This is a genomic window from Erwinia sp. (assembly GCF_049696395.1).
GTDB lineage: Bacteria > Pseudomonadota > Gammaproteobacteria > Enterobacterales > Enterobacteriaceae > Erwinia.
The window spans coordinates 22369-46561 of record NZ_JBAVTT010000099.1 but is presented as its reverse complement, the minus strand read 5'-3'; the positions used below and the strand labels follow the sequence as shown (position 1 = coordinate 46561).

The window sequence follows — 24193 nt, the reverse complement described above, 5'->3', positions numbered from 1 at the left end:
GGTAAGACGATCGGCATAGCTGGTGGCGGTATCGCCGTTAAAACCCTGCTGCTCTAACGCCTGCAAAAAATTCAGCACCAGTTGAACGAGGCCTGGCGCCTGGGAAATCTGTGGGATCATTATCGGGTGACCAGAATGTTGGGTAAACGATTGCTGTTGCTGACTCTGTTTTTATCACATTTTTTTATGACCTGTCGCGATCTCAACAATATAGCTGAAAAGAATAGCGTGCCGTTTCTGTCGAAAATGCGTTTAATGCATCATGCTAAGGGGATCGGGAGGACAAGCTGTCTTCCTGACCTGTCCCGTCTGTTTTTCTCGCTGAGGTTACCGTGTCAACCATAAAGAATGTGCCAAAAAAAGGCTGGGATTTGCCGCAAATCGTCTTCTCGCTGATGTTTATCATCCTGATGATTGTGGCCTGCTTCTGGGTGGTTCAGCCTTTCGTGCTGGGCTTTGCCTGGGCAAGCATGGTGGTGATCGCCACCTGGCCATTAATGATCAAACTTCAGGGGCTGCTGTGGGGGCGTCGTTCGCTGGCTGTGATTGCCATGACGCTGCTGCTGATCCTGCTGTTTGTGCTGCCTGTCTCCGTGCTGGTGAACAGCCTGATCGACAGCAGCGGGCCTGTCATTGCCTGGGCTTCTTCCGGCCATATTCAACTGCCGGATATGCACTGGCTGAACAGCATCCCGCTGGTCGGTAAAAAGTTATTTTCTGCTTACCACAACCTTGTGCAGGGGGGCGGAAGTGCGCTGATGACCAAAGTGCAGCCTTATATCGGGCGCACTAGCGGTTTCCTGTTTGCACAGGCCGGGCATTTTGGGCGGTTTATGCTGCACCTGGGTCTGATGCTGTTATTCAGCGTGCTGTTGTATGCGCGTGGCGAACAGGTTGGCCATGGTATCCGACACTTCGCTTTCCGTCTGGCTTCCCGCCGGGGCGATGCGGCCGTTCTGTTGGCCGGTCAGGCGATTCGCGCGGTCGCCCTTGGCGTGGTGGTGACTGCGCTGGTTCAGGGCTTGCTGGGTGGCATTGGTCTGGCTATTTCAGGCATTCCTTATGCCACGGTGCTGACCGTGGTGATGATCCTCTCCTGTCTGGTTCAGCTGGGGCCCTTAGTGGTGTTAATCCCGGCCATTGTCTGGCTGTACTGGACAGGTGACACCACCTGGGGAACGGTGCTGCTGGTCTGGAGTTGCGTTGTCGGCACGCTGGATAACGTGCTGCGACCGATGCTAATTCGGATGGGCGCTGATTTACCGATGATCCTGATCCTGTCAGGCGTCATTGGTGGGTTGGTTGCCTTCGGCATGATCGGCCTGTTTATCGGCCCGGTAGTGCTGGCCGTTTCTTATCGTCTGGTGTCTGTCTGGGTACATGAAGCCCCAGCCCCGGAAGAAGACGCTCAGGCCGTGGTCGAAGTGCTGGCTGAGATTGAACACGATCAGGCATCAAAATAACCTTCCCTCTGCGGCCAGCCAGTCTGGCCGCTTTCGCAGTAAAAAAAATGTGCGTCACGTCTTAAATCACTTTCATTAAGATTTTTTACCAGAAAAGCGTCATTTTTGCCCTTTTGGCAGATAACGCCTGGTAATTGATTACGATACATACAGTTTCCTCAGCGAGGTTCGGCGTAATCTGTCACAAAAGGTTATGGGTTTTAAACTAATAAGAGGATTCTTAATGACTCACCCTGCCCGGCTGAATAGTATGAACCACATGTTTACGATCAAACTGCTGATTTCTAAACAACCTTTTTCCCCTGAGTAAAGTAAAGAATTGCTGTGTGTAGTCTTTGCCCATCCCATGTGATGGGCTTTTTTTTGCCTGTAGAAAAACAAAAAGGCCAGATAAACTGGCCTTTGGTGTTATCACAGACGAATCTGCTACTTTTTAGGCATTTCCGCCAGGCTTAACCAGGTCTGAACCACCGTATCTGGGTTAAGAGAAAGACTGTCGATTCCCTCATCCATTAGCCACGCTGCAAAGTCTTCATGATCGGATGGACCTTGTCCGCAGATACCTACATATTTCCCTTCTTTTTTCGCCGCGCGGATGGCCATAGAAAGCAACGCTTTAACCGCCTCATCACGCTCGTCAAACAGTTCGGAAACCACGCCGGAGTCTCTGTCCAGTCCCAACGTCAACTGAGTCATATCATTGGAGCCAATAGAGAAACCGTCGAAATATTGCAGGAACTGGTCTGCCAGCAGCGCATTAGACGGGATTTCGCACATCATGATCAGCTTGAGGCCATTCTCTCCACGCTTAAGCCCCTGACGTCCTAACTCTTCCACCACCGCTTTAGCCTGAGCCACTGTACGCACGAACGGCACCATGATTTCGACGTTGGTCAGCCCCATATCGTTACGCACACGCTTGACGGCTGCACACTCCAGGGCGAAGCAATCACGGAAGCTGTCGGCCACATAACGCCCAGCGCCACGGAAGCCGAGCATTGGGTTCTCTTCTTTTGGCTCGTAGCGTTCGCCACCGACCAGGTTAGCGTATTCGTTTGTTTTAAAATCGGACAAACGAACGATGACCCGCTTCGGTGAGAAGGCTGCACCCAGAGTGGAGATCCCTTCAGTCAGGCGAGCGATATAGAACTCAACCGGATCATCGAAGCCCTTCATCATCGAGCGGATTTGCTTTTGCAGCTCCGGCGCTTGCTGGTCGAACTCAAGCAGCGCTTTAGGGTGCACGCCGATCATCCGGTTGATGATGAACTCAAGACGAGCAAGGCCCACGCCTTCATTTGGCAGGCAGGCAAAATCGAAGGCACGATCGGGGTTACCGACGTTCATCATGATTTTCAGCGGCAGAGTGGGCAGTTCATCGACCTGTGAGCTCTTAACTTCGAAGTCCAGCAGGTCTTGATAGACGTAGCCGGTATCCCCTTCTGAACAGGAGACCGTCACTTTATGGCCATCCTTCAGGATATCTGTCGCGTTGCCGCAACCGACTACCGCAGGAATACCCAACTCACGCGCGATGATTGCCGCGTGGCAGGTTCGGCCACCCCGGTTGGTAACGATGGCAGAGGCTTTCTTCATGATCGGTTCCCAGTCCGGGTCGGTCATGTCGGTGACCAGCACATCACCCTTTTCAATGCGGTTCATTTCGCTGATGTCATGGATGACTTTTACTTCACCGGCACCAATACGGTGGCCGATTGCGCGCCCTTCCACCACCACTTTCCCTTTGCCCTGCAGCGTATAGCGCTCCATGACCTGGCCGTTCGACCGCACGGTTTCAGGACGAGCCTGCACGATAAACAGCTTGCCGGTGTGGCCATCTTTCGCCCACTCAATATCCATCGGACGTTGGTAGTGTTTCTCGATCAGCATCGCCTGAGTCGCTAAGGCTTCGATCTCTTCACTGGTCAGGCTGAAGCGATCGCGCTCTTCTTCCGGAACGTCTTCAATCCTCACCTGCTCGCCGTGCTCCTGAGAGTCGGCATAGACCATACGGATTTTTTTCGACCCCATATTCCGGCGAACGATCGCCGGGCGTCCGGCAGCCAGCGTAGGCTTATGCACGTAAAATTCATCAGGGTTAACTGCGCCCTGCACCACCATTTCACCCAGGCCATAAGCCGCTGTGATAAACACCACCTGGTCGAAACCAGATTCGGTATCAATGGTAAACATCACGCCTGCGGAACCGAGGTCCGAACGAACCATACGCTGAACACCGGCGGACAGCGCAACGCCACGATGATCGTAACCCTGATGCACGCGGTAAGAGATTGCGCGGTCATTAAATAAGGAAGCATACACATGCTTTATGGCGATCAGCACCGCCTCAAAGCCCTGCACGTTCAGGAAGGTTTCCTGTTGACCGGCGAAAGAGGCATCCGGCATATCTTCTGCCGTGGCCGAAGAACGCACCGCGAACGACGCTTCCGCATCATCAGAGGAGAGTTGTTCGTAAGCTTCACGTACAGCTTGTTCCAGCGCAGGCTGGAAAGGCGTTTCCACAATCCACTGGCGGATTTGCTTGCCTGCTTTTCCCAGTTCATCAATATCATCAATATCGGTCTTATCCAGCAGATCGTAGATACGCTGATTGACGCCGCTTTGATCGAGGAACTGATTGAATGCATCTGAGGTCGTCGCAAAGCCGTTCGGTACAGAAACGCCGAGCGAGGACAAATTAGTAATCATTTCACCCAGGGAAGCATTTTTGCCCCCCACCCGATCAACATCGTTCATGCCAAGCTGGTTATACCAGAGCACAAGCGGCAGTTCGCCTTTATTGGACATTGAAGCAATCCTTTTGAGATTTAATTAATAATATGAGGACAGAGTAGTGCGGTTTGAGCCTGGCACATTACGGTGTGGGAAAGAAACTGTTGAATCGATCAAGCTGATTAAAAAGGTGATTTTAAGAAAACTCCGCGGTCTTTTGTGGCGTTGCGCAACGCGTTAAATAAGATAATTCTATATCTTTCATGAGCCTGCTCACACTTCTCTCTTTATCAGAGAAAACGGTTTGCGCAACAAACCTTGATGAAGAATTAGAATGATTTTTTAACTAAGGGCTATTTTTAGGCATACTAAAAGGAAACGTCATTTCATAAATTGCGATTTTTCGCTTTCCTTTGAGTTTATAAAAATAAAAAGTTCATATCATTATCTTATGGAGCGTTTATTTTATTTTGCAGGCAACATCACTATTTGCTTTCTGGGTGTGGATTAATTTAGTCTGAAATAATGTGTGGTTTCTGGAGTGAAAATGGACGTGAACAGCGAAAGAAGTGTTTTTTATATCTCTGATGGCACGGCGATCACTGCAGAGGTGCTTGGTCATGCGGTGTTGTCTCAGTTTCCGGTCGGCATTAACAGCGTGACCCTTCCCTTTGTTGAGAACGTACAGCGGGCCCAGGCGGTGAAGGCTCAGATCAATGCCTTATATGTTAAAAGCGGCGTGCGTCCTCTGGTCTTCATCTCAATCGTGACCCCAGAAATCCGTGAGATCATTTTGCAGAGCGACGGATTTTGTCAGGATATTGTTCAGTCGTTGGTGGCGCCGTTGCAGCAAGAGCTGGGCATTGCTCCTGCTCCCGTGGCAAACCGTACGCACGGTCTGACAGCCAACAATCTGGGTAAGTACGATGCACGAATCGCCGCCATCGATTACACGCTAGCGCATGATGACGGTATTTCTCTACGCGGACTGGAAGACGCTCAGGTGATTTTATTGGGCGTTTCGCGCTGTGGTAAAACACCGACCAGTCTGTATCTGGCCATGCAGTTTGGGATTCGCGCTGCCAACTATCCCTTCATTGCCGATGATATGGATAACCTGAAGTTGCCCCCCGCGTTGAAGCCTTTCCAGAACAAGTGTTTTGGGTTAACGATTGATCCGGAGCGTCTGGCCGCCATTCGTCAGGAGCGAGCCGAGAATACGCATTACGCCTCCATGCGTCAGTGTCGTCTTGAAGTGGGAGAAGTGGAGGCGCTATTCCGCACCACACAAATTCGTTACCTCAACAGTACCAATTACTCGGTAGAAGAGATCGCCACCAAGATCCTCGACATCATGGGACTGACCCGCCGAATGTATTAAACAGTGATATTTATCGCGTTACGCCCGTTTAACGGGCGTTTACGGTTGAAATCAGCGCTGGTTGGTTTATTGTGATCGCCATCACTTCCCGGTACTCCTGCCGCTGCGAAGAAAAAAATTTAGAGATGGTTATGAACAAAACAGATGAACTGCGGACCGCGCGCATCGAGAGCCTGATTACGCCTGATGAACTGGCAAAACGGCACCCGATCACCCCGGCCATCGCAGCCAACGTCACCGACTCCCGTAAGCGTATTGCCCGTATTCTTTCCGGCGAAGATCCACGTCTGCTGGTGATTATTGGCCCCTGTTCCCTGCATGATCCTGAAGCGGCGGTAGATTACGCCCGCAAGTTGACTGTCCTCAGAGAAAAGCATCAGTCGCGTCTTGAAATCGTTATGCGCACCTATTTTGAGAAGCCGCGAACCGTTGTCGGCTGGAAAGGATTGATTTCTGACCCGGATCTGGATGGCAGTTTCCGGGTAAATCACGGTCTTGAGATTGCCCGTAAGCTGTTGCTGGATATCAATGCTCTGGGCATGCCGACCGCGACTGAGTTCCTGGATATGGTCGTAGGGCAATTTATCGCCGACCTGATCAGCTGGGGCGCAATCGGTGCCCGCACCACAGAGAGCCAGATCCACCGCGAGATGGCTTCTGCCCTGTCCTGCCCTGTTGGTTTCAAAAATGGCACCGATGGCAACATTCAGATTGCTGTAGATGCGATCCGGGCCGCAAGAGCCAGCCATATGTTTCTGTCACCGGACAAGCACGGTCAGATGACGATTTACCAGACCAGCGGCAATCCTTCCGGGCATGTGATTATGCGTGGCGGTAAGCAGCCCAATTATCATGCAGAAGACATTGCGGCAGCCGCAGCTAACCTGCACGAGTTCAAACTGCCTGAGAATCTGGTGATCGACTTCAGTCACGGCAACTGTCTGAAGCAGCACCGTCTTCAGAAAGCGGTCTCGACTTCAGTGGCGCAGCAGATCTGCGAAGGTTCAAGGGCGATAGCTGGCGTGATGATTGAGAGCTTCCTGCAGGAGGGCACACAGAAGGTTGAGTCGGGTAAACCGCTGGTTTACGGCCAGTCGATTACCGATCCTTGTCTGAGCTGGGAAGACAGCGAAGAAGTGTTAGCGCAACTGGCCGAGGCGGTTGATTGTCGCTTCTGAGGATTGAGGCTGCAACGTCAAGGACGACTGCGGTGGTAAGGCGTCAGCACAGAGCGCGTGGTTGAGGCTGTAAGGTCAAGGACGGCTGAGGTGGTAAGGCGTCGGCATAGAGCGCGTGGTTGAGGTCAAAACCGGCTGCGGTGGAACGGCGTCAGCATAGAGCGCGTTATCCGAGACGCCGTAAATACATCCCTTTAGGCTTGGATGCAGCATCCCTGCTGCATACACTCGGCTAACGCGCTCTATGCCGCCACCCAATAGCTTCAGTGACGATGGAAGGTTTGGTGGATGCACAGGTCAAAACCCGGCTCGAACAATGTTTTGAAGTGTGTTGCCCCAATTGAACAGACAACATTGAAGCTTGATGGGAAGGGAGAGAAGGTTGAAAGCTAGTCTTCTGCGGCATGGACGCCGCAGCTGAGCCCCCACGGATGGGTTCACGGCGACGTTGTGTTCAACCTTCTCTCCCTGACCTTTCACCTGAACATTCAGACAACTAAACGATCCAGTAGCAGCAAGCTCTCCCTGACCTGCCACCTGAACATTCAGACAACTAAACGATCCAGTAGCAGCAAGATCTCCCTGGCCTGGCCACCTGATCATCCAGACAATTTGCTGAATCTCTGCGTCAAACCCCGCCTAACCGGGCATCTGCCCCTGGCCTGAATCAGGCATCAGCTGGAACAACTCACTTCAAGCTTTTTGCCCCAGTCTGGTGGGCGCTGCATCAAATCGGCGAACTCCGGCGCCTCTTCGTAGGGCTTGCTTAAAGCCTGATGCAATCGGCTAAGCGCGCTGATGTCATCTTTTTCTGCCAGTTCTATCGCCTGCTGGGCCAGATAATTGCGTAGTACGATGGCTGGATTGGCCTGCTTCATCTGATGCTGACGTTCTTCATCGCTGCGACCTTCTTCCAGCACACGCTGACGCCAGATGTTGTACCAGCTGTCGAACGCTTCACGGTCAATAAATTCATCGCGCAGAGGTGAAGTCGATTCCTGCTGCACCGAATAAGAAAGCTGACGGAAGGTCCAGCTGTAATCGCTGCCCTCTTTGGTCATCAGCGCCAGCAATCCGGTCAGGATATCGTTGTCATGCTGTCCCTGAGTTGAAAAACCCAGTTTGGCTCGCATCTGCTGGCCCCAACAACGCATCAGCTCGGGCTCGTATTCAGACAATCCCAGCTTCAGCTGCTCAGTGGTCATCAGACCCGAAAGAGAATGTGCCAGACGATTAAGGTTCCACAACCCCACCACCGGCTGATTCTCAAAGCTATAGCGTCCCTGGTAGTCAGAATGATTGCAGATAAAATCTGGCTTGTAGTCATCCAGGAAACCGTAAGGACCATAATCCAGCGTCAGACCCAGAATCGACATATTGTCGGTGTTCATCACACCGTGTGCAAAGCCCACGCTTTGCCAGTGAGCGATCAGACGCGCTGTTCTTCTGACAACATCGCTGAACCACAGCAGATAGCGATCCTGCTCTTCTTGCCACTGAGGCCAGTGGTGACGGATGGCATAATCGGCCAACTGACGAACTTTCTCTGGCTGTTGAGCATAGAAAAAATGCTCAAAATGACCAAAACGCAGATGGCTTTCCGCTACGCGCAGCACCATCGCACCGCGCTCAGTGGTCTCACGGTAAACAGGCTCATCGCTGGTCACTACGGTCAAAGCACGGGATGTTGGAATGCCAAGGTGATGCATCGCTTCAGAGGCCAGGAACTCCCGGAGAGAGGAACGCAAAACAGCGCGGCCATCACCCATGCGCGAATAAGGGGTCAGTCCTGCGCCTTTCAGATGCCAGTCCATTTTACGGCCATCTTCCAGCCGTTGTTCACCCAGCAAAATACCTCTTCCGTCTCCTAACTGTCCGGCCCAGACGCCAAACTGATGACCACTGTAAACCTGCGCCAGAGGCTGCATACCAGGGAGCAGAGACTCGCCACTCCAGATACCGATTTTATCCGCCGTAAACCAACTGTCGTCCAGCCCCAACTCGCCGGCCAGAGCAGTACTGTGGTAGAGCAAACGTGGATTTTTTAACGGCGTTGGCTGAAGGGCTGTGTAAAAACCTTCAAGCTCCTGGTGCCAGGTGTTAGTAAACTGCATGAGATCCCCTTGCGATTTGCCTGTGCGGTCGCGATCGGACCGCTGGCAGGTTATCGCTTAGTGTAAACCGCCTCGCCAGCGGTTAACACAGATTCGTAAAGGGGGTATTACTGTGGCAGGCCCTGTAACTCTTTAGGCGGGTGAATCAATGACGACAGCGCATCTTCGCTTACGGGTGAAAAAAGCGAGCTTTGTATCCCATCAAATTGGTAATGGCTGATCTTCTCTAAACCCGATAAATCATCAATTCCCTGAACGATTATTTGATGACAATGCGGTTTGATGTGATCCAGCACTGTACTTATAAATGGTTTAAAGGAGAGCTTGTTTATATTGTGTTTGATAAAGCCTTTGTCCAGCTTGATACGATAGAAAAGATCGTCATACACTGCTTTTGAAGGGGCTTTACCCGCACCATAGTTCTCCAGACTTAAGTCAAATCGCTCACTTAATGCCATTAGCGTCGGATGGTCTTTACCCATTTTTAAATTCGGAAAGCTTTCATTAATTTCCAGTTCAAGCCATTCCAGCGCGTCCAGCTTTTTAGCCAGAAAGTCACTTTCAAGAATCGCTTGTGAAATAATCTCATCAATTTTAAGCGTCACTTTAACGCCCTGCTGGCGAAAGAAGTCATGATGCTTTTCAATACTGGCTATTTGGCTCTGTAACAGCAGGATGCGTTGCTCGTTATCCATTTGTGGCAACAGCATCTCTTGCGGTATGGCAACGTTGGCTGTGGTATGGGAAAAATGCGTAAGCAACTCGACAGCGATTAAAAGGCCGTCAAAGCTGTAAACTGGGTAGAATGCAGTGTAACTTTTATAATCCGCTTCCAGATGGATTTTCATTTTTATCTAGCCATGATGAAGTGCCAATTCGTGCACCCTGCCTCACCGTTCAATGGCAATTAACCGTGCCATCATAAAGTGAAGTTGCAGCAAAAAAAGTAAATCAGGCAGGATGAGGCCCGTTGCGAAACCATAAACTATCACACAATTGATAAGAAAGATGCTGGTCAGTTTATAGCGTCACCGACGTTTAAGCATTATCTTGTCATTCACTTCAACATCTCTTTACTAAAATTTGACGTAATGCTGACATAAAAAGAGACTTAAGGTAAATTAATTTATTCTGCCAGAACCGAATCGAGCGAAGGCTTAATATCATCCCATAAATCTTATAACGAATAAATGCGCTTTATCTGTAAATGCTTAGCAAGCTAAATATTTATCTTCCTCAAATCCGCCTTGCCTGCCAGAACACTTTTTTCCAATAAACGTTATTTAAGGAAGAACGAATCACCCCCTGACTGGTTGAAGCATGGATAAATTGGTCATCGGTATCATAGATGCCAACATGCAGCCCATTTTCACCACTGCCCGTTTTGAAAAAGACCAGATCGCCTGGTAACAATTCCTCTTTGCTGATACGCGTGCCAATGTCCGTTTGTGCCACCGTAGTGCGGGGAAGCTGCAGATCAAAACGATCGCGGAAGGTCAGGTAGACAAAACCAGAACAGTCTACGCCGCCCCGCCCCATGCCGCCATAGCGATAAGGTGTACCACGCCAGTGGCTGAGTTGTTCATTCAGTTGAGCGATAACCGTGATCGAATCGGACAGGCGACCATTCGGTGGGGGTGCATGGCTACTACAGCCCGCAAGAATAATGACGATCAGCAACAGCCAGTAGCGCATAACGGAGATCCTTCGGAGGTGACGTCTTACTCTACCTGCAAACGGTGTTTTCAGACAAGAATGTCCGGCTAATCAAAGAAATGTAGTGAGAATATCGTGATTTTCGACACTCAATCGACGGAACGGCACTTCAAAGACCTTGCTCAGACTCTCGGGTTGGAGAACCTCATCAACGGTTCCCTGCTGAACCAGCGTCCCTTGTTTCATTAACCAGACATGATGAGCATGATGCAGACTGTGATTGATATCATGTCCGCTCATGATTACCGTCAGCCCCTGCGCCACGCAGTTGGCAAGATAGCCATCAAATGCGGCCTGCTGTGCCAGATCCAATCCGGTCAGAGGCTCATCAAGCAGCAGCAGTTTCCCTTCTGGCTGGGTTATCTGAAATAACACTGCCGCCAGACGAACGCGCTGCCATTCCCCTCCAGAGAGCTGGCTCAATGGCCTTGCCAGTTTATCCAGCAGTTGGAAGGTCTGACAGAGTGCCATTAACGCTCCCTCATCAGCCTCAACCCCGGCAGTATTGTGCAGTGTCAGGTACTGCCAGACAGGCATTCTGCCAGCAGGAACCTGCTGTTGAGCCAGATAGGCTCGCGTCCTGGCCAGCGCGGTGCTTGCCCAGTCTTGCAAAGGCTGCCCGGAAAGCAAAATTGTTCCCTCTCCAGGCAATAAGCCGGCCAGACAAGCCAACAGAGAGCTCTTGCCGGCACCATTAGGCCCCAACAGATGGATTAGCTCCCCGCTGTTAACTTCAGCGCTAAAAGGCGCAAGGCGCTGCGCAATCGCAACGCCCTCACACTTCAACAGCATCTATTTTGCCAGAGCTTGCTTAATGGCACTGTCAATCAGCGGGTCGGCAGGTTCCATATCCGGCGAGAAACGCTGAACAACGGTGCCGTCGCGGCCAATCAGGAACTTCTCGAAGTTCCACAAAATATCGCCGGGCTCTTTTGGCGCACGCCCTTTGCTGGTCATACGCTCCAGGAAACCACTGTTATCCGGTGCGCTGGCCGTTGGCTGAGCCGCCACTAACTGCTGGTAAAGAGGGTGACGTTCCGGGCCATTGACCTCGATTTTGCTGAACATCGGGAAGGTCACCCCATAGGTGGTGCTACAGAAGGTTTTAATCTCTTCTGCGCTGCCCGGTTCCTGGCCCAGGAAAGCATTGCAAGGGAAACCCAGTACGGAGAACCCTTTGTCCTGCCAGCTTTTTTGTAAGGCCTCTAACTGCTCGTACTGAGGCGTGAGGCCGCATTTTGATGCCACGTTCACCACTAACAGCACGTCGCCCTGCCAGTTCGCCAGAGAAGTCTGTTCGCCATCCAGCGTTTCCAGTTTTGTGTCGAAAATAGTCATCGATTATTCCTGTTCAGTAGAGAGTGAAAAAGAGGGAGGCCATTAAGGCCGGTTGCGTATCAGTAACCAGATAAAAATCGGAGCGCCGAGCGTTGCCGTCACCACCCCAATCGGTAATTCTGCTGAAGACATCGCGACTCTGGCCAGCACATCGGCTGCCAGCAAGATTGCACCACCCGCCAGTGCGCAGGCAGGTAACAGCATACGATGATCGTTAATGCCATTCAGGCGCAGGATGTGCGGGATAACCAGCCCAACGAAGCCGATAGCGCCCGCCAGCGCCACGCTGACGCCGGTTAACCAACCGATGCCCAGCACCAGCAGGTTGCGCCACAGCAGCAAAGGCAGCCCTAATTGTCTGGCAGAAATCTCGCCCAGCGCAATCAGATTCATGACCCGCCACAACGAGCAAAGCCACATCAGCACCGGCAGCAAGGCCAGCATTAACCAGCGATAACGCCAGTCCACACCACTGAATCCCCCCATCATCCAGTACATCAACTGGCGCAGATCGAGGTCTGTGCTGAAATAGACGGCCCAGGTCATCACTGCACTGCAAATGATCCCCAGCGCCACCCCTGCCAGCAGCAGGCGGCTGTTAGAAAGGTGCTGACGGGAAAACCTGAGCAGAATAAGTGTCACCACCAGCGCACCAAGAATGGCACAAAGGCTGATTTCCCACAGTCCGGCCGCCCCGGCAAAAATACACAGCACCAGCCCGACACCGGCCCCGTTCGAAACGCCTAAAAGACCAGGTTCGGCCAGTGGATTTTCAAACAACGCCTGCATCACTGCACCAGCCACAGCCAGCGATGCCCCTACCAGCAGCACGGCCAGCGTCCTGGGCAGGCGTAGCTGCCAGACATACAGCGAATACTCCGGGGTAAACCAGTCTGCGGGCAGCAGCCAGCGATCCCCGGCGGATAAACTCAGGACTATCATCAGCAGGCTAAAGACCATCAAGCCTGCCAGCCAGCGCCGCTGGTGCTGCCGGGCACTGTTCATCTGTTCAGAAAGCAGCGTCATGGTTCACTTCATATGAAAAAGGCCGCATAAGCGGCCTTTTTAACTAGCAGAAATCAGTCTTCTTTCGGTGTTGCGTTCTCAACCCGGCTCTTCAGTTTCTGGCCGGGACGGAAAGTGACCACACGACGCGCCGTGATTGGAATATCTTCACCAGTCTTGGGGTTTCGTCCCGGACGTTGGTTTTTGTCGCGAAGGTCGAAGTTGCCAAATCCTGACAGTTTCACCTGTTCACCGTTTTCCAAAGCACGACGTACCTCTTCGAAAAACAGTTCAACCAGTTCTTTGGCATCCCGTTTGCTAAGCCCCAGCTTCTCAAACAGGTATTCAGACATCTCAGCTTTTGTAAGCGCCATAGGTTCAATCCCTCAAGGATGCTTGGAATCGCTCTTTCAGTGCCTCTACACATTTTGCAACGGTAGCGGCAATCTCATCTTCTTCGAGTGTCCGGGCGGTATCTTGCAAAATCAGGCTGATAGCGAGGCTCTTAAAACCTTCATTTACGCCCTTACCGCGGTACACGTCAAACAAGTTTACGCCAACTACCTGATTTACGCCAACTTTCTTACACTCTGTGATGATATCTGCTGCAGGGACGTTTTCAGCTACCACAACGGCGATATCACGACGGTTTGCCGGGAAACGAGAAATGCCGCTCGCGTCAGGCAGGACGCGGTCTGACACCTTGTCCCACTCCAGTTCAAACACCACAGTACGACCGTTAAGATCCAGTTTCCGTTCAAGTTCTGGATGCACCACTCCGATAAATCCGATGCGATCGCCTTGTAAATAAATTGCAGCGCTCTGTCCTGGATGCAAAGCAGGATTGCCTTCAGCACGGAACTGAATCTCAGGCAATTTACCGGTCAGGTCGAGGACAGACTCCAAATCACCTTTTAAATCATAGAAGTCAACTGCCTGACGCGCCAGATCCCAATGCTCTTCATTGCGGGTTCCGCTGATCACGCCTGCCAGCATAACATCCTGACGAATACCAAGGTTTGCCTGAGTATCAGGCACAAAGCGCAGGCCGCTTTCGAACAAACGCACCCGGTTTTGCTGACGGTTCTGGTTGTACACCACCGCAGACAGCAAGCCAGTCCACAGCGACAAACGCATTGCCGACATTTCTACGGAGATTGGGCTTGGCAGCACCAGATTCTCTTCGCCTGGGTGCAGCATCGCCTGGACCTTAGGATCGACGAAGCTGTAAGTGATCGCTTCCTGGTAACCTTTGTCTACCAGCAGGGCTTTTACGCGCTTAAGAGAAAGATTCGCTTCACGGTGCTTAGTCATAATCAGACCGGCCTGAACAGGCACGTCTGGAATATTGTTATAGCCGTACACGCGAGCCACTTCTTCGACCAGGTCTTCTTCGATTTCCATATCGAAACGCCAGCCCGGTGCCACAGCCTGCCAGACTCCCTCACCCTCGGTGACTTCACAGCCCAGACGACGCAGAATGTCGCTGACTTCGCTATCCGCTACAACGTGACCAATCAGGCGATCCAGCTTCTCACGGCGCAGCGTAATGGTGGCACGCTCAGGTAAGGTCTCTTCATTAGTAACATCAATTACCGGGCCAGCTTCACCGCCACAGATATCCAGCAACAGACGAGTGGCACGTTCAATGGCTTTGAACTGCAGCTGCGGATCTACACCACGCTCATAGCGATGAGAAGCATCAGTGTGTAAACCGTAACGACGTGCACGACCAGTGATTGAAAGCGGGCTAAAGAAAGCACACTCAAACAGCACGTTGCAGGTTTCTTCGTTAACGCCTGAGTGCTCACCACCAAAGATGCCGCCCATTGCCAGCGCTTTCTGGTGATCGGCAATCACCAGCGTGTCAGCTTTCAGTTTGGCTTCAGTCCCATCCAGCAGAGTCAGCAGTTCACCCTCTTCTGCCATACGCACCACGATACCGCCGTCAATACGGTCAAGGTCGAAGGCGTGCATTGGCTGGCCGAGTTCGAGCAACACAAAGTTGGTGATATCAACAACCGGATCGATTGAGCGGATACCACAACGACGCAGTTTCTCTTTCATCCACAGTGGCGTAGCGGCTTTCACGTTGATGCCTTTGACCACCCGGCCAAGGTAACGCGGACACGCTTCTTTTGCCTCAACACGGATCGGGAAGGTGTCCTGCACCGTTGCCGCAACAGGCGAGATATCTGGCTCAGTAAGAGTCATCTTGTTCAGTACGGCCACATCTCGTGCTACACCGATAATGCCCAGGCAGTCTGCGCGGTTAGGCGTGACGCTGATTTCAATGGTGTTGTCATCGAGCTTCAGGAATTCACGGATGTCCGTACCCACGGCAGCATCCAGCGGCAGCTCAATGATCCCGTCATGGTCATCGGAAATTCCCAGCTCTGAGAAGGAGCACAGCATCCCTTCTGAAGGCTCGCCACGCAGCTTGGCTGCTTTAATCTTAAAGTCGCCTGGCAGCACCGCACCCACGGTCGCTACCGCTACTTTCAGTCCCTGGCGGCAGTTAGGCGCGCCACAAACGATGTCCAGCAGGCGGTCGCCGCCGACGTTAATTTTAGTGACACGCAGTTTATCTGCGTTTGGGTGCTGGCCACATTCAACCACTTCACCCACTACCACGCCATGGAACGCCCCGGCGACAGCTTCAACGCCATCCACTTCCAGGCCTGCCATGGTGATCTGTTCTGACAGTGCTGCACTATCAATAGCCGGGTTAACCCACTCACGTAACCAGAGTTCGCTGAATTTCATTGGTTTGACCCGCCCTTATTTAAACTGTTTGAGGAAACGTAAATCATTTTCGAAGAAGGCGCGTAAATCGGTCACGCCATAGCGCAGCATGGTCAGACGCTCCATCCCCATCCCGAAGGCAAAGCCAGAGTAAACTTCTGGATCGATACCGACGTTACGCAGAACGTTAGGGTGAACCATGCCGCAGCCCAGCACTTCAAGCCACTTGCCGTTTTTACCCATCACATCCACTTCTGCGGACGGTTCGGTGAACGGGAAGTAAGAAGGACGGAAACGGACCTGCAAATCTTCTTCAAAGAAATTGTTCAGGAAATCGTGAAGCGTGCCTTTCAGGTTGGTAAAGCTAATGTTTTTGTCAACAATCAGCCCTTCCATCTGGTGGAACATTGGGGTGTGGGTCTGGTCGTAATCATTACGGTACACGCGGCCAGGAGCAATAATACGAATCGGCGGCTGCTGGTTTTTCATGGTGCGGATCTGCACGCCAGAAGTCTGGGTACGCAGCAGACGGGTCGCATCAAACCAGAAGGTATCGTGATCGGCGCGTGCCGGGTGATGGCCAGGAATATTCAGCGCATCAAAGTTATGGTAATCATCTTCGATTTCCGGGCCGGTTTCCACGGCAAAGCCCAGCTCACCAAAGAAGGTTTCAATACGATCGATGGTGCGGGTCACCGGGTGCAGGCCGCCGTTCTCGATGCGGCGACCAGGCAGGGAGACGTCAATCGTCTCTTCTGCCAGACGAGCATTCAGCGCAGCCGATTCCAGCGAGTCTTTACGCGTGTTCAGCGCTTCCTGCACCTGTTGCTTGGCTTCATTGATGACTGCACCAGCTGCCGGGCGATCTTCCGCAGGCAGTTCACGCAGTGTTGTCATCTGCAGCGTCAGATGTCCTTTTTTCCCCAGATATTCAACGCGTACCGTGTCTAACGCGGCAACATCGTGAGCATCAGCGATGGCCGCTTTCGCGTTCGCCACCAGTTCTGCGAGATGTGACATGCTTTCCTCTTCTTCCAGCCGCCGTGGCCGGTCTGTTTTTTTATGTGGACGAGCATTCGTCCGTTATCAGCTACGCCAGAAACAAAAAAGCCTCCACTGGGGAGGCTTTAAGCGCGATTTTTCGTTTCTTTTCTTTGCGCACAAGCCCCGAGATTCAGGTGCTAAAGTAAAAAAAGAAACGGAAAATAGCAGCATTCATGCTTGCGATACCTTGTACAAAAGAACGGTTGTGGCTTTAGTGAACAAAAATAAAAGAGGGAGACAAGCTCCCTCTTTCACCTGACTTACGCCAGAGCTGTTTTCGCTTTCTCAACCAGTGCCGTGAAGGTCACTTTGTCGAAGACGGCGATGTCAGCCAGAATCTTACGGTCGATTTCAATAGAAGCCTTTTTCAGGCCATTAATGAAACGGCTGTAAGAAATTCCGTTAGTGCGTGCCGCTGCGTTGATACGCGCGATCCACAGCTGACGGAACTGACGCTTCCGCTGACGACGGTCACGGTAAGCATACTGACCAGCTTTGATAACAGCCTGGAAGGCAACACGGTATACACGTGAACGTGCGCCGTAATAACCTTTAGCTTGTTTTAAGATTTTCTTGTGACGTGCGCGAGCAACTACACCACGTTTTACACGAGCCATTTAGCTCTCCTGTTTAATATTCTGTTAAAAAAAATAGACTTATGCGTATGGCAGGCAGTTAATTACCGAAGCCAGATCACTCTGTGAAACCATGCCTTTAGGGCGCAGGTGACGTTTACGCTTAGTAGATTTTTTGGTCAGAATATGACGCAGGTTAGCGTGTTTACGCTTGAAGCCGCCAGAGCCGGTCTTCTTGAAGCGCTTGGCCGCGCCACGTACAGTTTTAATCTTCGGCATTAAAAATATCCACTTCGCATTGTTAATAAAATGAACCAGACAGGCGAATAAAAGCCCGGGCCGAAGCCCGGACTTCGATTACTTTAGGGCCTACTGCTTCTTCTTCGGAGCCAGCACCATGATCATCTGACGACCCTCGATCTTCGAAGGGAAGGATTCGACTATTGCCAAATCGATGTCTTCACACAGATCTTTACGGACGCGGTTAAGCACTTCCATGCCGATCTGCTGGTGCGCCATCTCACGTCCACGGAACCGCAGCGTGATTTTGGCTTTGTCGCCCTCTTCGAGAAAGCGAATCAGGTTGCGTAGTTTTACCTGATAGTCGCCATCATCGGTACCAGGACGGAATTTAATTTCCTTAACCTGGATAACTTTTTGCTTCTTCTTCTGTTCTTTAGAAGATTTGCTTTTTTCGTAAAGGAATTTGCCGTAATCCATGATACGACAAACGGGCGGCTCGGCGTTAGGGCTGATTTCAACTAAATCAACGCCTGCTTCCTCAGCTTTTTCCAAAGCCTCATTCAGACTGACAATACCAATCTGCTCGCCATCGACGCCAGTCAGTCGTACTTCTGTGGCGCGGATTTCTCTGTTAATGCGATTAGGACGCGCCGGTTGAACTCGTTTTCCGCCTTTAATACTTTATTCCTCCAATTGATGAAGATTGCGACTGCGAATTTCATCTTGCAGTTTCGCGATCACTTCGTTTACGTCCATGCTACCCAGGTCTTTACCACGGCGGGTGCGAACGGCAACTTTGCCAGATTCCACCTCTTTATCACCACAGACCAACATATACGGGACACGTCGTAAAGTATGCTCACGGATTTTAAAGCCAATCTTCTCGTTTCTCAAGTCCGCTTTTGCCCGAATGCCCGCATTCTGCAGTTTTCGGGTCAATTCTGCAACATATTCGGACTGGCCATCGGTGATATTCATCACCACAACTTGTACAGGAGCCAACCAGGTCGGGAAGAACCCGGCATACTCTTCGGTCAAAATACCGATAAAGCGCTCCACTGAACCCAGAATGGCACGGTGAATCATCACCGGCACCTGACGCTCATTATTTTCACCAATGTATGAGGCACTCAAACGGCTCGGCAAAGAGAAGTCGAGCTGGACGGTGCCACACTGCCATGCGCGATCCAGGCAGTCATGCAGGGTAAATTCAATCTTAGGCCCGTAGAAGGCACCCTCTCCCGGCTGATATTCGAACGGAATATCGTTCTCTTTCAGCGCGGCAGCCAGATCGGCCTCAGCACGATCCCACTGTTCTTCAGTACCAATGCGTTTTACCGGACGGGTAGACAGCTTCACCACGATTTTTTCAAATCCGAAGGTGCTGTACATGTCATACACCATGCGGATGCAGCTGTTCACTTCAGTCCGCACCTGCTCTTCTGTACAGAAGATATGGGCATCATCCTGAGTAAAGCCACGAACACGCATCAGACCGTGCAACGCCCCTGAGGGTTCGTTACGGTGGCAGCTACCGAACTCCGCCATACGTAACGGCAGGTCGCGGTATGATTTTAGACCCTGATTGAAAATCTGCACGTGGCCTGGGCAGTTCATGGGTTTGATGCAATATTCACGGTTCTCCGAAGAGGTGGTGAACATGGCTTCTTTGTAGTTTTCCCAGTGACCTGTTTTTTCCCACAGCACGCGGTCCATCATCAATGGGCCCTTCACTTCCTGATAGTCATACTCAGTCAGTTTGCTGCGCACAAAGACTTCCAGTTCGCGGAAGATAGTCCAGCCGTCATTATGCCAGAACACCATGCCCGGCGCTTCTTCCTGCATGTGATACAGGTCAAGCTGCTTACCGATTTTACGGTGATCGCGCTTGGCCGCTTCTTCCAGGCGCAGTAAATAAGCAGCCAGCTGCTTTTTATCCGCCCAGGCTGTACCGTAGATGCGCTGCAACATTTTGTTGTTGCTGTCGCCACGCCAGTAAGCGCCAGAAATCTTCTGCAGCTTGAAGTGGTGGCAGAAGCGCATATTCGGCACGTGCGGACCACGGCACATATCGACATATTCTTCATGATGATACAGACCAGGCTGGTCATCATGGCTGATGTTTTCATCAAGAATGATCATTTTGTACGTTTCGCCACGCGCGGCAAACGCATCACGCGCTTCCTGCCAGCTCACTTTCTTCTTGATGACATCGTAATTGGTTTCAGCCAGCTGGTGCATACGCTTTTCCAGCTGCTCAATGTCTTCCTGAGTCAGGGTACGGTCGATATCAACGTCGTAATAGAAGCCGTTATCGATAACTGGACCAATAGCCATCTTGGTGTCAGGCCACAGCTGTTTGATAGCGTGTCCCAGCAGGTGAGCACAAGAGTGGCGAATAATCTCCAGACCTTCGTCATTTTTCGCGGTGATGATAGCGACATTGGCGTCTTCGGTGATCGGATCAACCGCATCTACCAGTTCACCATTCACGCGGCCGGCAATACAGGCTTTCGCGAGGCCAGGACCGATGTCCTGAGCAATATCCATCACGCTAACGGCGTGGTCAAAAGAACGCTGACTTCCATCAGGAAGAGTAATAACGGGCATTTTACATCCTTAATTGCAGTGGTAACCCACACGAAAGGCTACATACAAAAATTGGTTTATTCATATACCTCAGGGGTAAGAGACTTGAAACCGACTCACAGTTGTCAGTTTGGTACTCAGCCTGGTACACATTATCAGAAGGTAGCTCAATGCAAAAAACTTCTGAGGGACGAACATCTTACACGCAATGAACGGTACGTCAAAGTGTGAGCAAAAATAGATAATGTCTGGTAATCGTAAGATGAGGACAGAAAAGAGAATGGCAAGAGGAAAAGTGACAGGACTTTGTACAAAAAGAAGAGACGGGCCGAGGCTACCTCGGCCCGAGACGCATTACATCGCGTAGGACAACATAATTGTTGTTTTAGTGTCTGTTTTATCGGGCGCAGACTCAGGTGGGTGCTGGTTCCAGGTCACGTTGTAAGCCAGTTTCAGTGAGAAGTCCTGGTTGATAGCAACCTGCAGACCGGTTTCGGAGTTGACTGTCGTATCGTCACTACCCAAAACGGAAACACCCTGAATGAATTTCGTGGTGTCGGTCAGCTGCCACTGGTAGCTCAAAGCACCGTAAGCCAGTGCAGTAGTATCATGGCCACCGTCGTGGTAATCGTCATAACGCACACCAGGACCGGCTTCCACACGCAGTGAATGCACCGGGCCGTTCAACAGCTGACGACCATAACCAGCCGCCAGGAAGGAGCGACCGTCGTAACCGTTGAAACGGTCACTCAGCCAGCTAGCCTGACCGAACAGGTAGTCATAGCTGTTCAGGTTGTAACGTGTACGGCCACCAACCTGATAGGTTTCTGAAGAACGCTCGTCATTAGACGATGTATTGCTGGCATTGCCCCACAGGCTGTATGCGGTGTTTGGCTGATACCAGGTCATGTTGGTATTGGCGGTCACGGCGGAGCTGGTGGTGTTACCGGACTGAGCCAGGTAACCCGCAGAAGCATTGCCATCAAAATCCTTCTTTGCCGTGGAAGGGTCATCCATGACCGTAAAGACGTTGTTGTCCGCCAGAGCTTGCTGGCAAAGAGCTCCCCCGGAGAGCAAAAGAACTACAGACAGCTTGTTAAGCGCTTTCATTAAGTGTGACCCATACGACAATTTGAAAAGAGGGAGTCTGAAGGGTTTTGCAAGACGATCAATGCCTTTTATGGTAAGAAACGTAACATTTTATGAAATCGCTCTTTTTACCTGGCACAGGGGGCAATTCAGACTCTGAATGAGAGGATTCTCATTAACGCCGCGCAGTATAATGGTTATTTAGGCAGAAGCCAGCACAGTGTACATAAGACTCATCTCCTAAAGTGCCCCCAAAGATGTCAAAGAGTGACAAGGCGTCTCTTAATGTTAATGGGGGCTTATTGGTTTTTCCGGACTAAAGATAACTTAATAAAAAAGGGTGGCCCCTTTCGGCCACCCTGCTCATTTATCGCCTTCATGCGCGGAAGCAAAAAATCATTTTGCCGGAGCTTTTGATCCGAGCACACCCTCACCTAAAGGCACTTTAGTGAAGCGAGTGACAATTTCTTTCCAGGTGTTAGCTGGGTCAAGTTCAGTAAACTGCTGCGGATAGATGAATTTCGCCAGATACTCCAGCCCAACAATGTTGTAAGGATGGTTGTAGAAATTATGATACAGCCCGTAAAAGCGATCGTGGCTGATTGCCGAGACCTGGGCAAAACCAGGACGTTGCTTCATGTTGTTAAAGGCCTGATCAACCTGAGTTTGCGTCACGTTATACCCGAACGGGACAGCCGCATTATTTTTGCTCGCCCACTGAGAACCGGAAACGATATAGACGTCAGGCTTCATGGCGATCACTTTTTCCAGCGAAATATCGCCGGTAGCGCCAGGCAACAGGCCGGATCCGAGATTCTTCGCGCCAACAGCTTCGACCATTGCGCCCCAGCCAACGTGCGCATGAGTAAAGCAGCATGATTCCATGCCGCCGAGACCGGCTTTAGCTTCCATAAAGACCTTTGGCTGCGGTTGAACGTTACGGGTCTTATTAATGATGGCCTGATAGTGTTGCTGATAATAGTCGGTATAGGCTTTAGCTTCAGATTCACGGTTCAGGGCAACGCCCAGTGAAGTGATACTCTTCGGCGTATCGATAACGGGATGCTCAAACGTATCAATAAACAGAACTGGAATGCCGAGCTGCTTCATTTTATCCAGCACGCCGCCCTGACTGAGCGAAGGTTTAGAACGTAGCTGAGCAATCATCAGGTCAGGATGTTCAGCGACCACACTCTCCAGATTCACTTCACCTTTATCGCTAAAACCCATGTCGATAATTTTTTTCGCTTCCGGCCATTTCTTCTCCATCAGCTCCCAGGTTGGCCCATCACTTTTCTTCAACAGATTGTTCCAGGCAACCAGACGCTGGAAAGGATCGTCACGGTCCAACAGTGCCAGCGTCAAAATATCGCGTCCATCCTGTAAAACGACACGTTTTGGTTCCTGCTTCAAGGTGACCTGCTGACCATCACTGTCGGTCAACGTCACCGGATAGGTGGTAGCAAAGGCAGAAAAAGTCGCGGTGGAAAGCGCCAGAAGAGTGGCAAGGGTGGCGAATTGAGGCTTCAGTAGCACGTTGGGCTCCAGAATGAGTGTCAGAACAAAGGGCCACAATAGTAATGATAATTAATTGCATTATCAACATTCACCCTGCCTCGATCCCCTTTCCTGCCAATGGACTATGCTGAAAACCACGGATTAACAATGAGGTGAATTATGAGTGCATCGGATATCACGCAGTATGTTGTGACCTTTCGTTACCAGGAAGAAGGTCTTTCAGACATTCTTGAACTCAATAGCGTGCTGACTAACGCCGGTTTTACTACGACGCTGCACGATGCTGAAGGCCTGGCTCATGAACTGGGCACCAACACGTTTGGTCTCACCAGCCCGCAAGATAAAGAGAAGGTCCGCGAACAGGCGGAGAAACTAGCCGAAGTGGCTCTGGACCAGAAACCAGACGTTGACGTTCAGACCCTGGAAGCCTTTTTGCAGGACAATAAAAGCTGAGATTGTGTAAAAAATGCGCCATGCTTTGCGCAAGCGCTGGTTTTGATTATTCTTTAAGCGCTATTATCCGTTAGTCCCGCAAGACACAGCGAAAAGAGGAAGCCGCCATGTGGTCAGCCATTAGTCGTCTGTTGAGTGAGCAGTTAGGCGATGCTGAAATCAGCCAGCGTACCGAGTTACCGGGAGGCGACGTTCACCCGGCATGGCATATTCGTTATGGCGAATATGATGTCTTTGTGAAGTGCAACAATCGCGACATGCTGAATCTCTTTGCCTGGGAGGCGGATCAGCTTCAGTTACTGGCACGCACGAAAACCGTTCGGGTTCCTGCTGTTTATGGCGTAGGCAGCGATCGCGAAATGAGTTTTCTTCTGCTGGAATACATCCCCCTGCAGCCGCTTGATGAGCACAGCGCCCGGCAATTGGGCCAACAGCTGGCTCATTTGCATCAATGGAGTGAGCAGGCGCAGTTCGGTCTTGATTATGATAACAACCTCACCACTACTCCTCAGCCTAATAGCTGGCTTAAACGCTGGTCGATATTTTTCGCGGAGCAGCGAATTGGCTGGCAACTCCAGCTGGCAGCCGAAAAAGGCATCCAGTACGGCGATATCGAGCTGATCATTCATTGCGCTCAAACTGCACTGGGCAGCCATCACCCGCAACCTTCACTGCTTCATGGCGATCTCTGGCCGGCCAATTGCGGTGGCAGCAGCAGCGGTCCCTGGATCTTTGATCCAGCCTGCTATTGGGGTGACAGGGAATGTGATTTAGCGATGCTGTCCTGGTATGTGGATTTGCCGTCACAAATTTATGAAGGTTACGAGTCGGTCTGGCCATTGCCAGCCGATTACCTGCAGCGTCAGCCGGTGTATCAGCTTTATTATTTGCTTAATCGGGCCAACGTTTTTGGCGGGCACTGGTTTGGCGAAGCCCAGCAGGCGGTAGGTGCACTGCTGGATGCCGATGAGTTGGGCAAGAAAAATGCCCGTCCGGCCTGATGTCGTCT

The 24193-nt window shown here is 51.4% G+C and carries 24 protein-coding genes, 1 other RNA gene and 1 other annotated feature; of the genes, 6 read left to right on the top strand and 19 right to left on the bottom strand.

The genetic code is table 11. The features are described 5' to 3' along the window. The coding region (locus tag WCC56_RS12380) for a hypothetical protein (RefSeq protein WP_424692653.1) at window positions 1–120 on the bottom strand (120 nt) is incomplete at its 3' end. A gap of 221 nt (window positions 121–341) precedes the next feature. Here WCC56_RS12380 and ydiK point away from each other — a divergent pair. Next, window positions 342–1463 (top strand): AI-2E family transporter YdiK, encoded by a 1122-nt coding sequence (gene ydiK, locus WCC56_RS12375; RefSeq protein WP_424692652.1) that lies wholly within the window; start codon window positions 342–344, stop codon window positions 1461–1463. Here ydiK and WCC56_RS12370 read toward each other — a convergent pair. Beyond that, window positions 1448–1612 carry a hypothetical protein gene (locus WCC56_RS12370; RefSeq protein WP_424692650.1) on the bottom strand — a complete coding sequence of 55 codons (165 nt, stop codon included), beginning with the start codon at window positions 1610–1612 and terminating at the stop codon, window positions 1448–1450. The two genes, ydiK and WCC56_RS12370, sit on opposite strands and share 16 nt — an antisense overlap. Window positions 1613–1720: 108 nt before the next feature. On the opposite strand from WCC56_RS12370, the gene rprA reads away from it, so the two are divergent. After that, window positions 1721–1830: antisense sRNA RprA (gene rprA, locus WCC56_RS12365), an RNA gene on the top strand. Between the two features lie 59 nt (window positions 1831–1889). On the opposite strand, the gene ppsA is transcribed toward rprA, so the two are convergent. Then, the gene (gene ppsA / locus WCC56_RS12360; protein ID WP_424692649.1) at window positions 1890–4271 is read right to left on the bottom strand and encodes a phosphoenolpyruvate synthase; all 2382 of its coding nucleotides are present in this window, start codon (window positions 4269–4271) and stop codon (window positions 1890–1892) included. A 472-nt stretch (window positions 4272–4743) separates the two neighbouring features. On the opposite strand from ppsA, the gene ppsR reads away from it, so the two are divergent. Then, the gene (gene ppsR / locus WCC56_RS12355) at window positions 4744–5577 is read left to right on the top strand and encodes a posphoenolpyruvate synthetase regulatory kinase/phosphorylase PpsR (protein WP_424692648.1); all 834 of its coding nucleotides are present in this window, start codon (window positions 4744–4746) and stop codon (window positions 5575–5577) included. A 131-nt stretch (window positions 5578–5708) separates the two neighbouring features. Then, window positions 5709–6755, top strand: a complete 1047-nt coding sequence (locus tag WCC56_RS12350) for a 3-deoxy-7-phosphoheptulonate synthase (protein ID WP_424692647.1) — start codon at window positions 5709–5711, stop codon at window positions 6753–6755. 674 nt (window positions 6756–7429) lie between these two features. Here WCC56_RS12350 and WCC56_RS12345 read toward each other — a convergent pair. The 16 genes from WCC56_RS12345 to WCC56_RS12270 form a co-directional block, all read right to left on the bottom strand. Beyond that, on the bottom strand, window positions 7430–8869 hold the full coding sequence (locus WCC56_RS12345) for a protein adenylyltransferase SelO (RefSeq protein ID WP_424692646.1): 1440 nt from the start codon (window positions 8867–8869) through the stop codon (window positions 7430–7432). A 107-nt stretch (window positions 8870–8976) separates the two neighbouring features. Further along, the gene (locus WCC56_RS12340; RefSeq protein ID WP_424692645.1) at window positions 8977–9717 is read right to left on the bottom strand and encodes an EAL domain-containing protein; all 741 of its coding nucleotides are present in this window, start codon (window positions 9715–9717) and stop codon (window positions 8977–8979) included. Between the two features lie 388 nt (window positions 9718–10105). Beyond that, entirely contained in the window at window positions 10106–10564 is a 459-nt protein-coding gene (locus WCC56_RS12335; protein WP_424692644.1) for an NlpC/P60 family protein, read from the bottom strand. 72 nt (window positions 10565–10636) lie between these two features. Next, window positions 10637–11377, bottom strand: coding sequence for a vitamin B12 ABC transporter ATP-binding protein BtuD (btuD, locus tag WCC56_RS12330; protein ID WP_424692643.1), 741 nt, complete (start codon window positions 11375–11377; stop codon window positions 10637–10639). Then, window positions 11378–11923 (bottom strand): glutathione peroxidase, encoded by a 546-nt coding sequence (locus WCC56_RS12325; RefSeq protein ID WP_424692642.1) that lies wholly within the window; start codon window positions 11921–11923, stop codon window positions 11378–11380. A gap of 42 nt (window positions 11924–11965) precedes the next feature. Continuing rightward, window positions 11966–12949 (bottom strand): vitamin B12 ABC transporter permease BtuC, encoded by a 984-nt coding sequence (btuC, locus tag WCC56_RS12320; protein WP_424692641.1) that lies wholly within the window; start codon window positions 12947–12949, stop codon window positions 11966–11968. Between the two features lie 53 nt (window positions 12950–13002). Further along, window positions 13003–13302 carry an integration host factor subunit alpha gene (gene ihfA, locus WCC56_RS12315; RefSeq protein WP_004157378.1) on the bottom strand — a complete coding sequence of 100 codons (300 nt, stop codon included), beginning with the start codon at window positions 13300–13302 and terminating at the stop codon, window positions 13003–13005. Window positions 13303–13306: 4 nt separating this feature from the next. After that, entirely contained in the window at window positions 13307–15694 is a 2388-nt protein-coding gene (gene pheT, locus WCC56_RS12310) for a phenylalanine--tRNA ligase subunit beta (protein WP_424692640.1), read from the bottom strand. 15 nt (window positions 15695–15709) lie between these two features. Continuing rightward, window positions 15710–16693 (bottom strand): phenylalanine--tRNA ligase subunit alpha, encoded by a 984-nt coding sequence (gene pheS / locus WCC56_RS12305; protein ID WP_424692639.1) that lies wholly within the window; start codon window positions 16691–16693, stop codon window positions 15710–15712. 80 nt (window positions 16694–16773) lie between these two features. Then, window positions 16774–16897, bottom strand: a sequence feature (Phe leader region). After that, window positions 16848–16892: a pheST operon leader peptide PheM gene (gene pheM / locus WCC56_RS12300; protein WP_001386830.1), complete on the bottom strand. Its 45-nt coding sequence runs from the start codon at window positions 16890–16892 to the stop codon at window positions 16848–16850. Its footprint overlaps the feature before it by 45 nt. 80 nt (window positions 16898–16977) lie before the next feature. Then, window positions 16978–17334 (bottom strand): 50S ribosomal protein L20, encoded by a 357-nt coding sequence (rplT, locus tag WCC56_RS12295; RefSeq protein WP_338563233.1) that lies wholly within the window; start codon window positions 17332–17334, stop codon window positions 16978–16980. A 39-nt stretch (window positions 17335–17373) separates the two neighbouring features. Beyond that, the gene (gene rpmI, locus WCC56_RS12290; protein WP_424692638.1) at window positions 17374–17571 is read right to left on the bottom strand and encodes a 50S ribosomal protein L35; all 198 of its coding nucleotides are present in this window, start codon (window positions 17569–17571) and stop codon (window positions 17374–17376) included. 90 nt (window positions 17572–17661) lie between these two features. Next, on the bottom strand, window positions 17662–18213 hold the full coding sequence (gene infC, locus WCC56_RS12285) for a translation initiation factor IF-3 (protein WP_071822113.1): 552 nt from the start codon (window positions 18211–18213) through the stop codon (window positions 17662–17664). A gap of 3 nt (window positions 18214–18216) precedes the next feature. Then, window positions 18217–20145, bottom strand: a complete 1929-nt coding sequence (gene thrS / locus WCC56_RS12280; RefSeq protein WP_424692637.1) for a threonine--tRNA ligase — start codon at window positions 20143–20145, stop codon at window positions 18217–18219. Window positions 20146–20478: 333 nt separating this feature from the next. Next, a complete protein-coding gene (locus WCC56_RS12275) occupies window positions 20479–21234 on the bottom strand; it encodes a DUF481 domain-containing protein (protein WP_424692636.1) in 756 nt (251 codons plus the stop codon). 375 nt (window positions 21235–21609) lie between these two features. Continuing rightward, the gene (locus WCC56_RS12270; RefSeq protein ID WP_424692651.1) at window positions 21610–22743 is read right to left on the bottom strand and encodes an ABC transporter substrate-binding protein; all 1134 of its coding nucleotides are present in this window, start codon (window positions 22741–22743) and stop codon (window positions 21610–21612) included. 147 nt (window positions 22744–22890) lie between these two features. Here WCC56_RS12270 and ghoS point away from each other — a divergent pair, with 147 nt between their 5' ends. Beyond that, window positions 22891–23184, top strand: a complete 294-nt coding sequence (gene ghoS / locus WCC56_RS12265) for a type V toxin-antitoxin system endoribonuclease antitoxin GhoS (RefSeq protein ID WP_424692635.1) — start codon at window positions 22891–22893, stop codon at window positions 23182–23184. 107 nt (window positions 23185–23291) lie between these two features. Further along, on the top strand, window positions 23292–24185 hold the full coding sequence (locus WCC56_RS12260; RefSeq protein WP_424692634.1) for a fructosamine kinase family protein: 894 nt from the start codon (window positions 23292–23294) through the stop codon (window positions 24183–24185). Window positions 24186–24193 lie beyond the last annotated feature (8 nt).

Excerpts from the sequence above, each read along its gene's own strand:
- ppsA (WP_424692649.1), bottom strand. The coding sequence starts at position 4,271 with ATGTCCAATAAAGGCGAACTGCCGCTTGTGCTCTGGTATAACCAGCTT.
- ppsR (WP_424692648.1), top strand. The coding sequence starts at position 4,744 with ATGGACGTGAACAGCGAAAGAAGTGTTTTTTATATCTCTGATGGCACG.
- rplT (WP_338563233.1), bottom strand. The coding sequence starts at position 17,334 with ATGGCTCGTGTAAAACGTGGTGTAGTTGCTCGCGCACGTCACAAGAAA.
- WCC56_RS12370 (WP_424692650.1), bottom strand. The coding sequence starts at position 1,612 with ATGTATCGTAATCAATTACCAGGCGTTATCTGCCAAAAGGGCAAAAAT.
- ghoS (WP_424692635.1), top strand. The coding sequence starts at position 22,891 with ATGAGTGCATCGGATATCACGCAGTATGTTGTGACCTTTCGTTACCAG.
- pheS (WP_424692639.1), bottom strand. The coding sequence starts at position 16,693 with ATGTCACATCTCGCAGAACTGGTGGCGAACGCGAAAGCGGCCATCGCT.
- WCC56_RS12340 (WP_424692645.1), bottom strand. The coding sequence starts at position 9,717 with ATGAAAATCCATCTGGAAGCGGATTATAAAAGTTACACTGCATTCTAC.
- WCC56_RS12325 (WP_424692642.1), bottom strand. The coding sequence starts at position 11,923 with ATGACTATTTTCGACACAAAACTGGAAACGCTGGATGGCGAACAGACT.
- btuC (WP_424692641.1), bottom strand. The coding sequence starts at position 12,949 with ATGACGCTGCTTTCTGAACAGATGAACAGTGCCCGGCAGCACCAGCGG.
- WCC56_RS12335 (WP_424692644.1), bottom strand. The coding sequence starts at position 10,564 with ATGCGCTACTGGCTGTTGCTGATCGTCATTATTCTTGCGGGCTGTAGT.
- WCC56_RS12350 (WP_424692647.1), top strand. The coding sequence starts at position 5,709 with ATGAACAAAACAGATGAACTGCGGACCGCGCGCATCGAGAGCCTGATT.
- ihfA (WP_004157378.1), bottom strand. The coding sequence starts at position 13,302 with ATGGCGCTTACAAAAGCTGAGATGTCTGAATACCTGTTTGAGAAGCTG.
- btuD (WP_424692643.1), bottom strand. The coding sequence starts at position 11,377 with ATGCTGTTGAAGTGTGAGGGCGTTGCGATTGCGCAGCGCCTTGCGCCT.
- WCC56_RS12345 (WP_424692646.1), bottom strand. The coding sequence starts at position 8,869 with ATGCAGTTTACTAACACCTGGCACCAGGAGCTTGAAGGTTTTTACACA.
- WCC56_RS12275 (WP_424692636.1), bottom strand. The coding sequence starts at position 21,234 with ATGAAAGCGCTTAACAAGCTGTCTGTAGTTCTTTTGCTCTCCGGGGGA.
- rpmI (WP_424692638.1), bottom strand. The coding sequence starts at position 17,571 with ATGCCGAAGATTAAAACTGTACGTGGCGCGGCCAAGCGCTTCAAGAAG.
- WCC56_RS12260 (WP_424692634.1), top strand. The coding sequence starts at position 23,292 with ATGTGGTCAGCCATTAGTCGTCTGTTGAGTGAGCAGTTAGGCGATGCT.
- pheT (WP_424692640.1), bottom strand. The coding sequence starts at position 15,694 with ATGAAATTCAGCGAACTCTGGTTACGTGAGTGGGTTAACCCGGCTATT.
- thrS (WP_424692637.1), bottom strand. The coding sequence starts at position 20,145 with ATGCCCGTTATTACTCTTCCTGATGGAAGTCAGCGTTCTTTTGACCAC.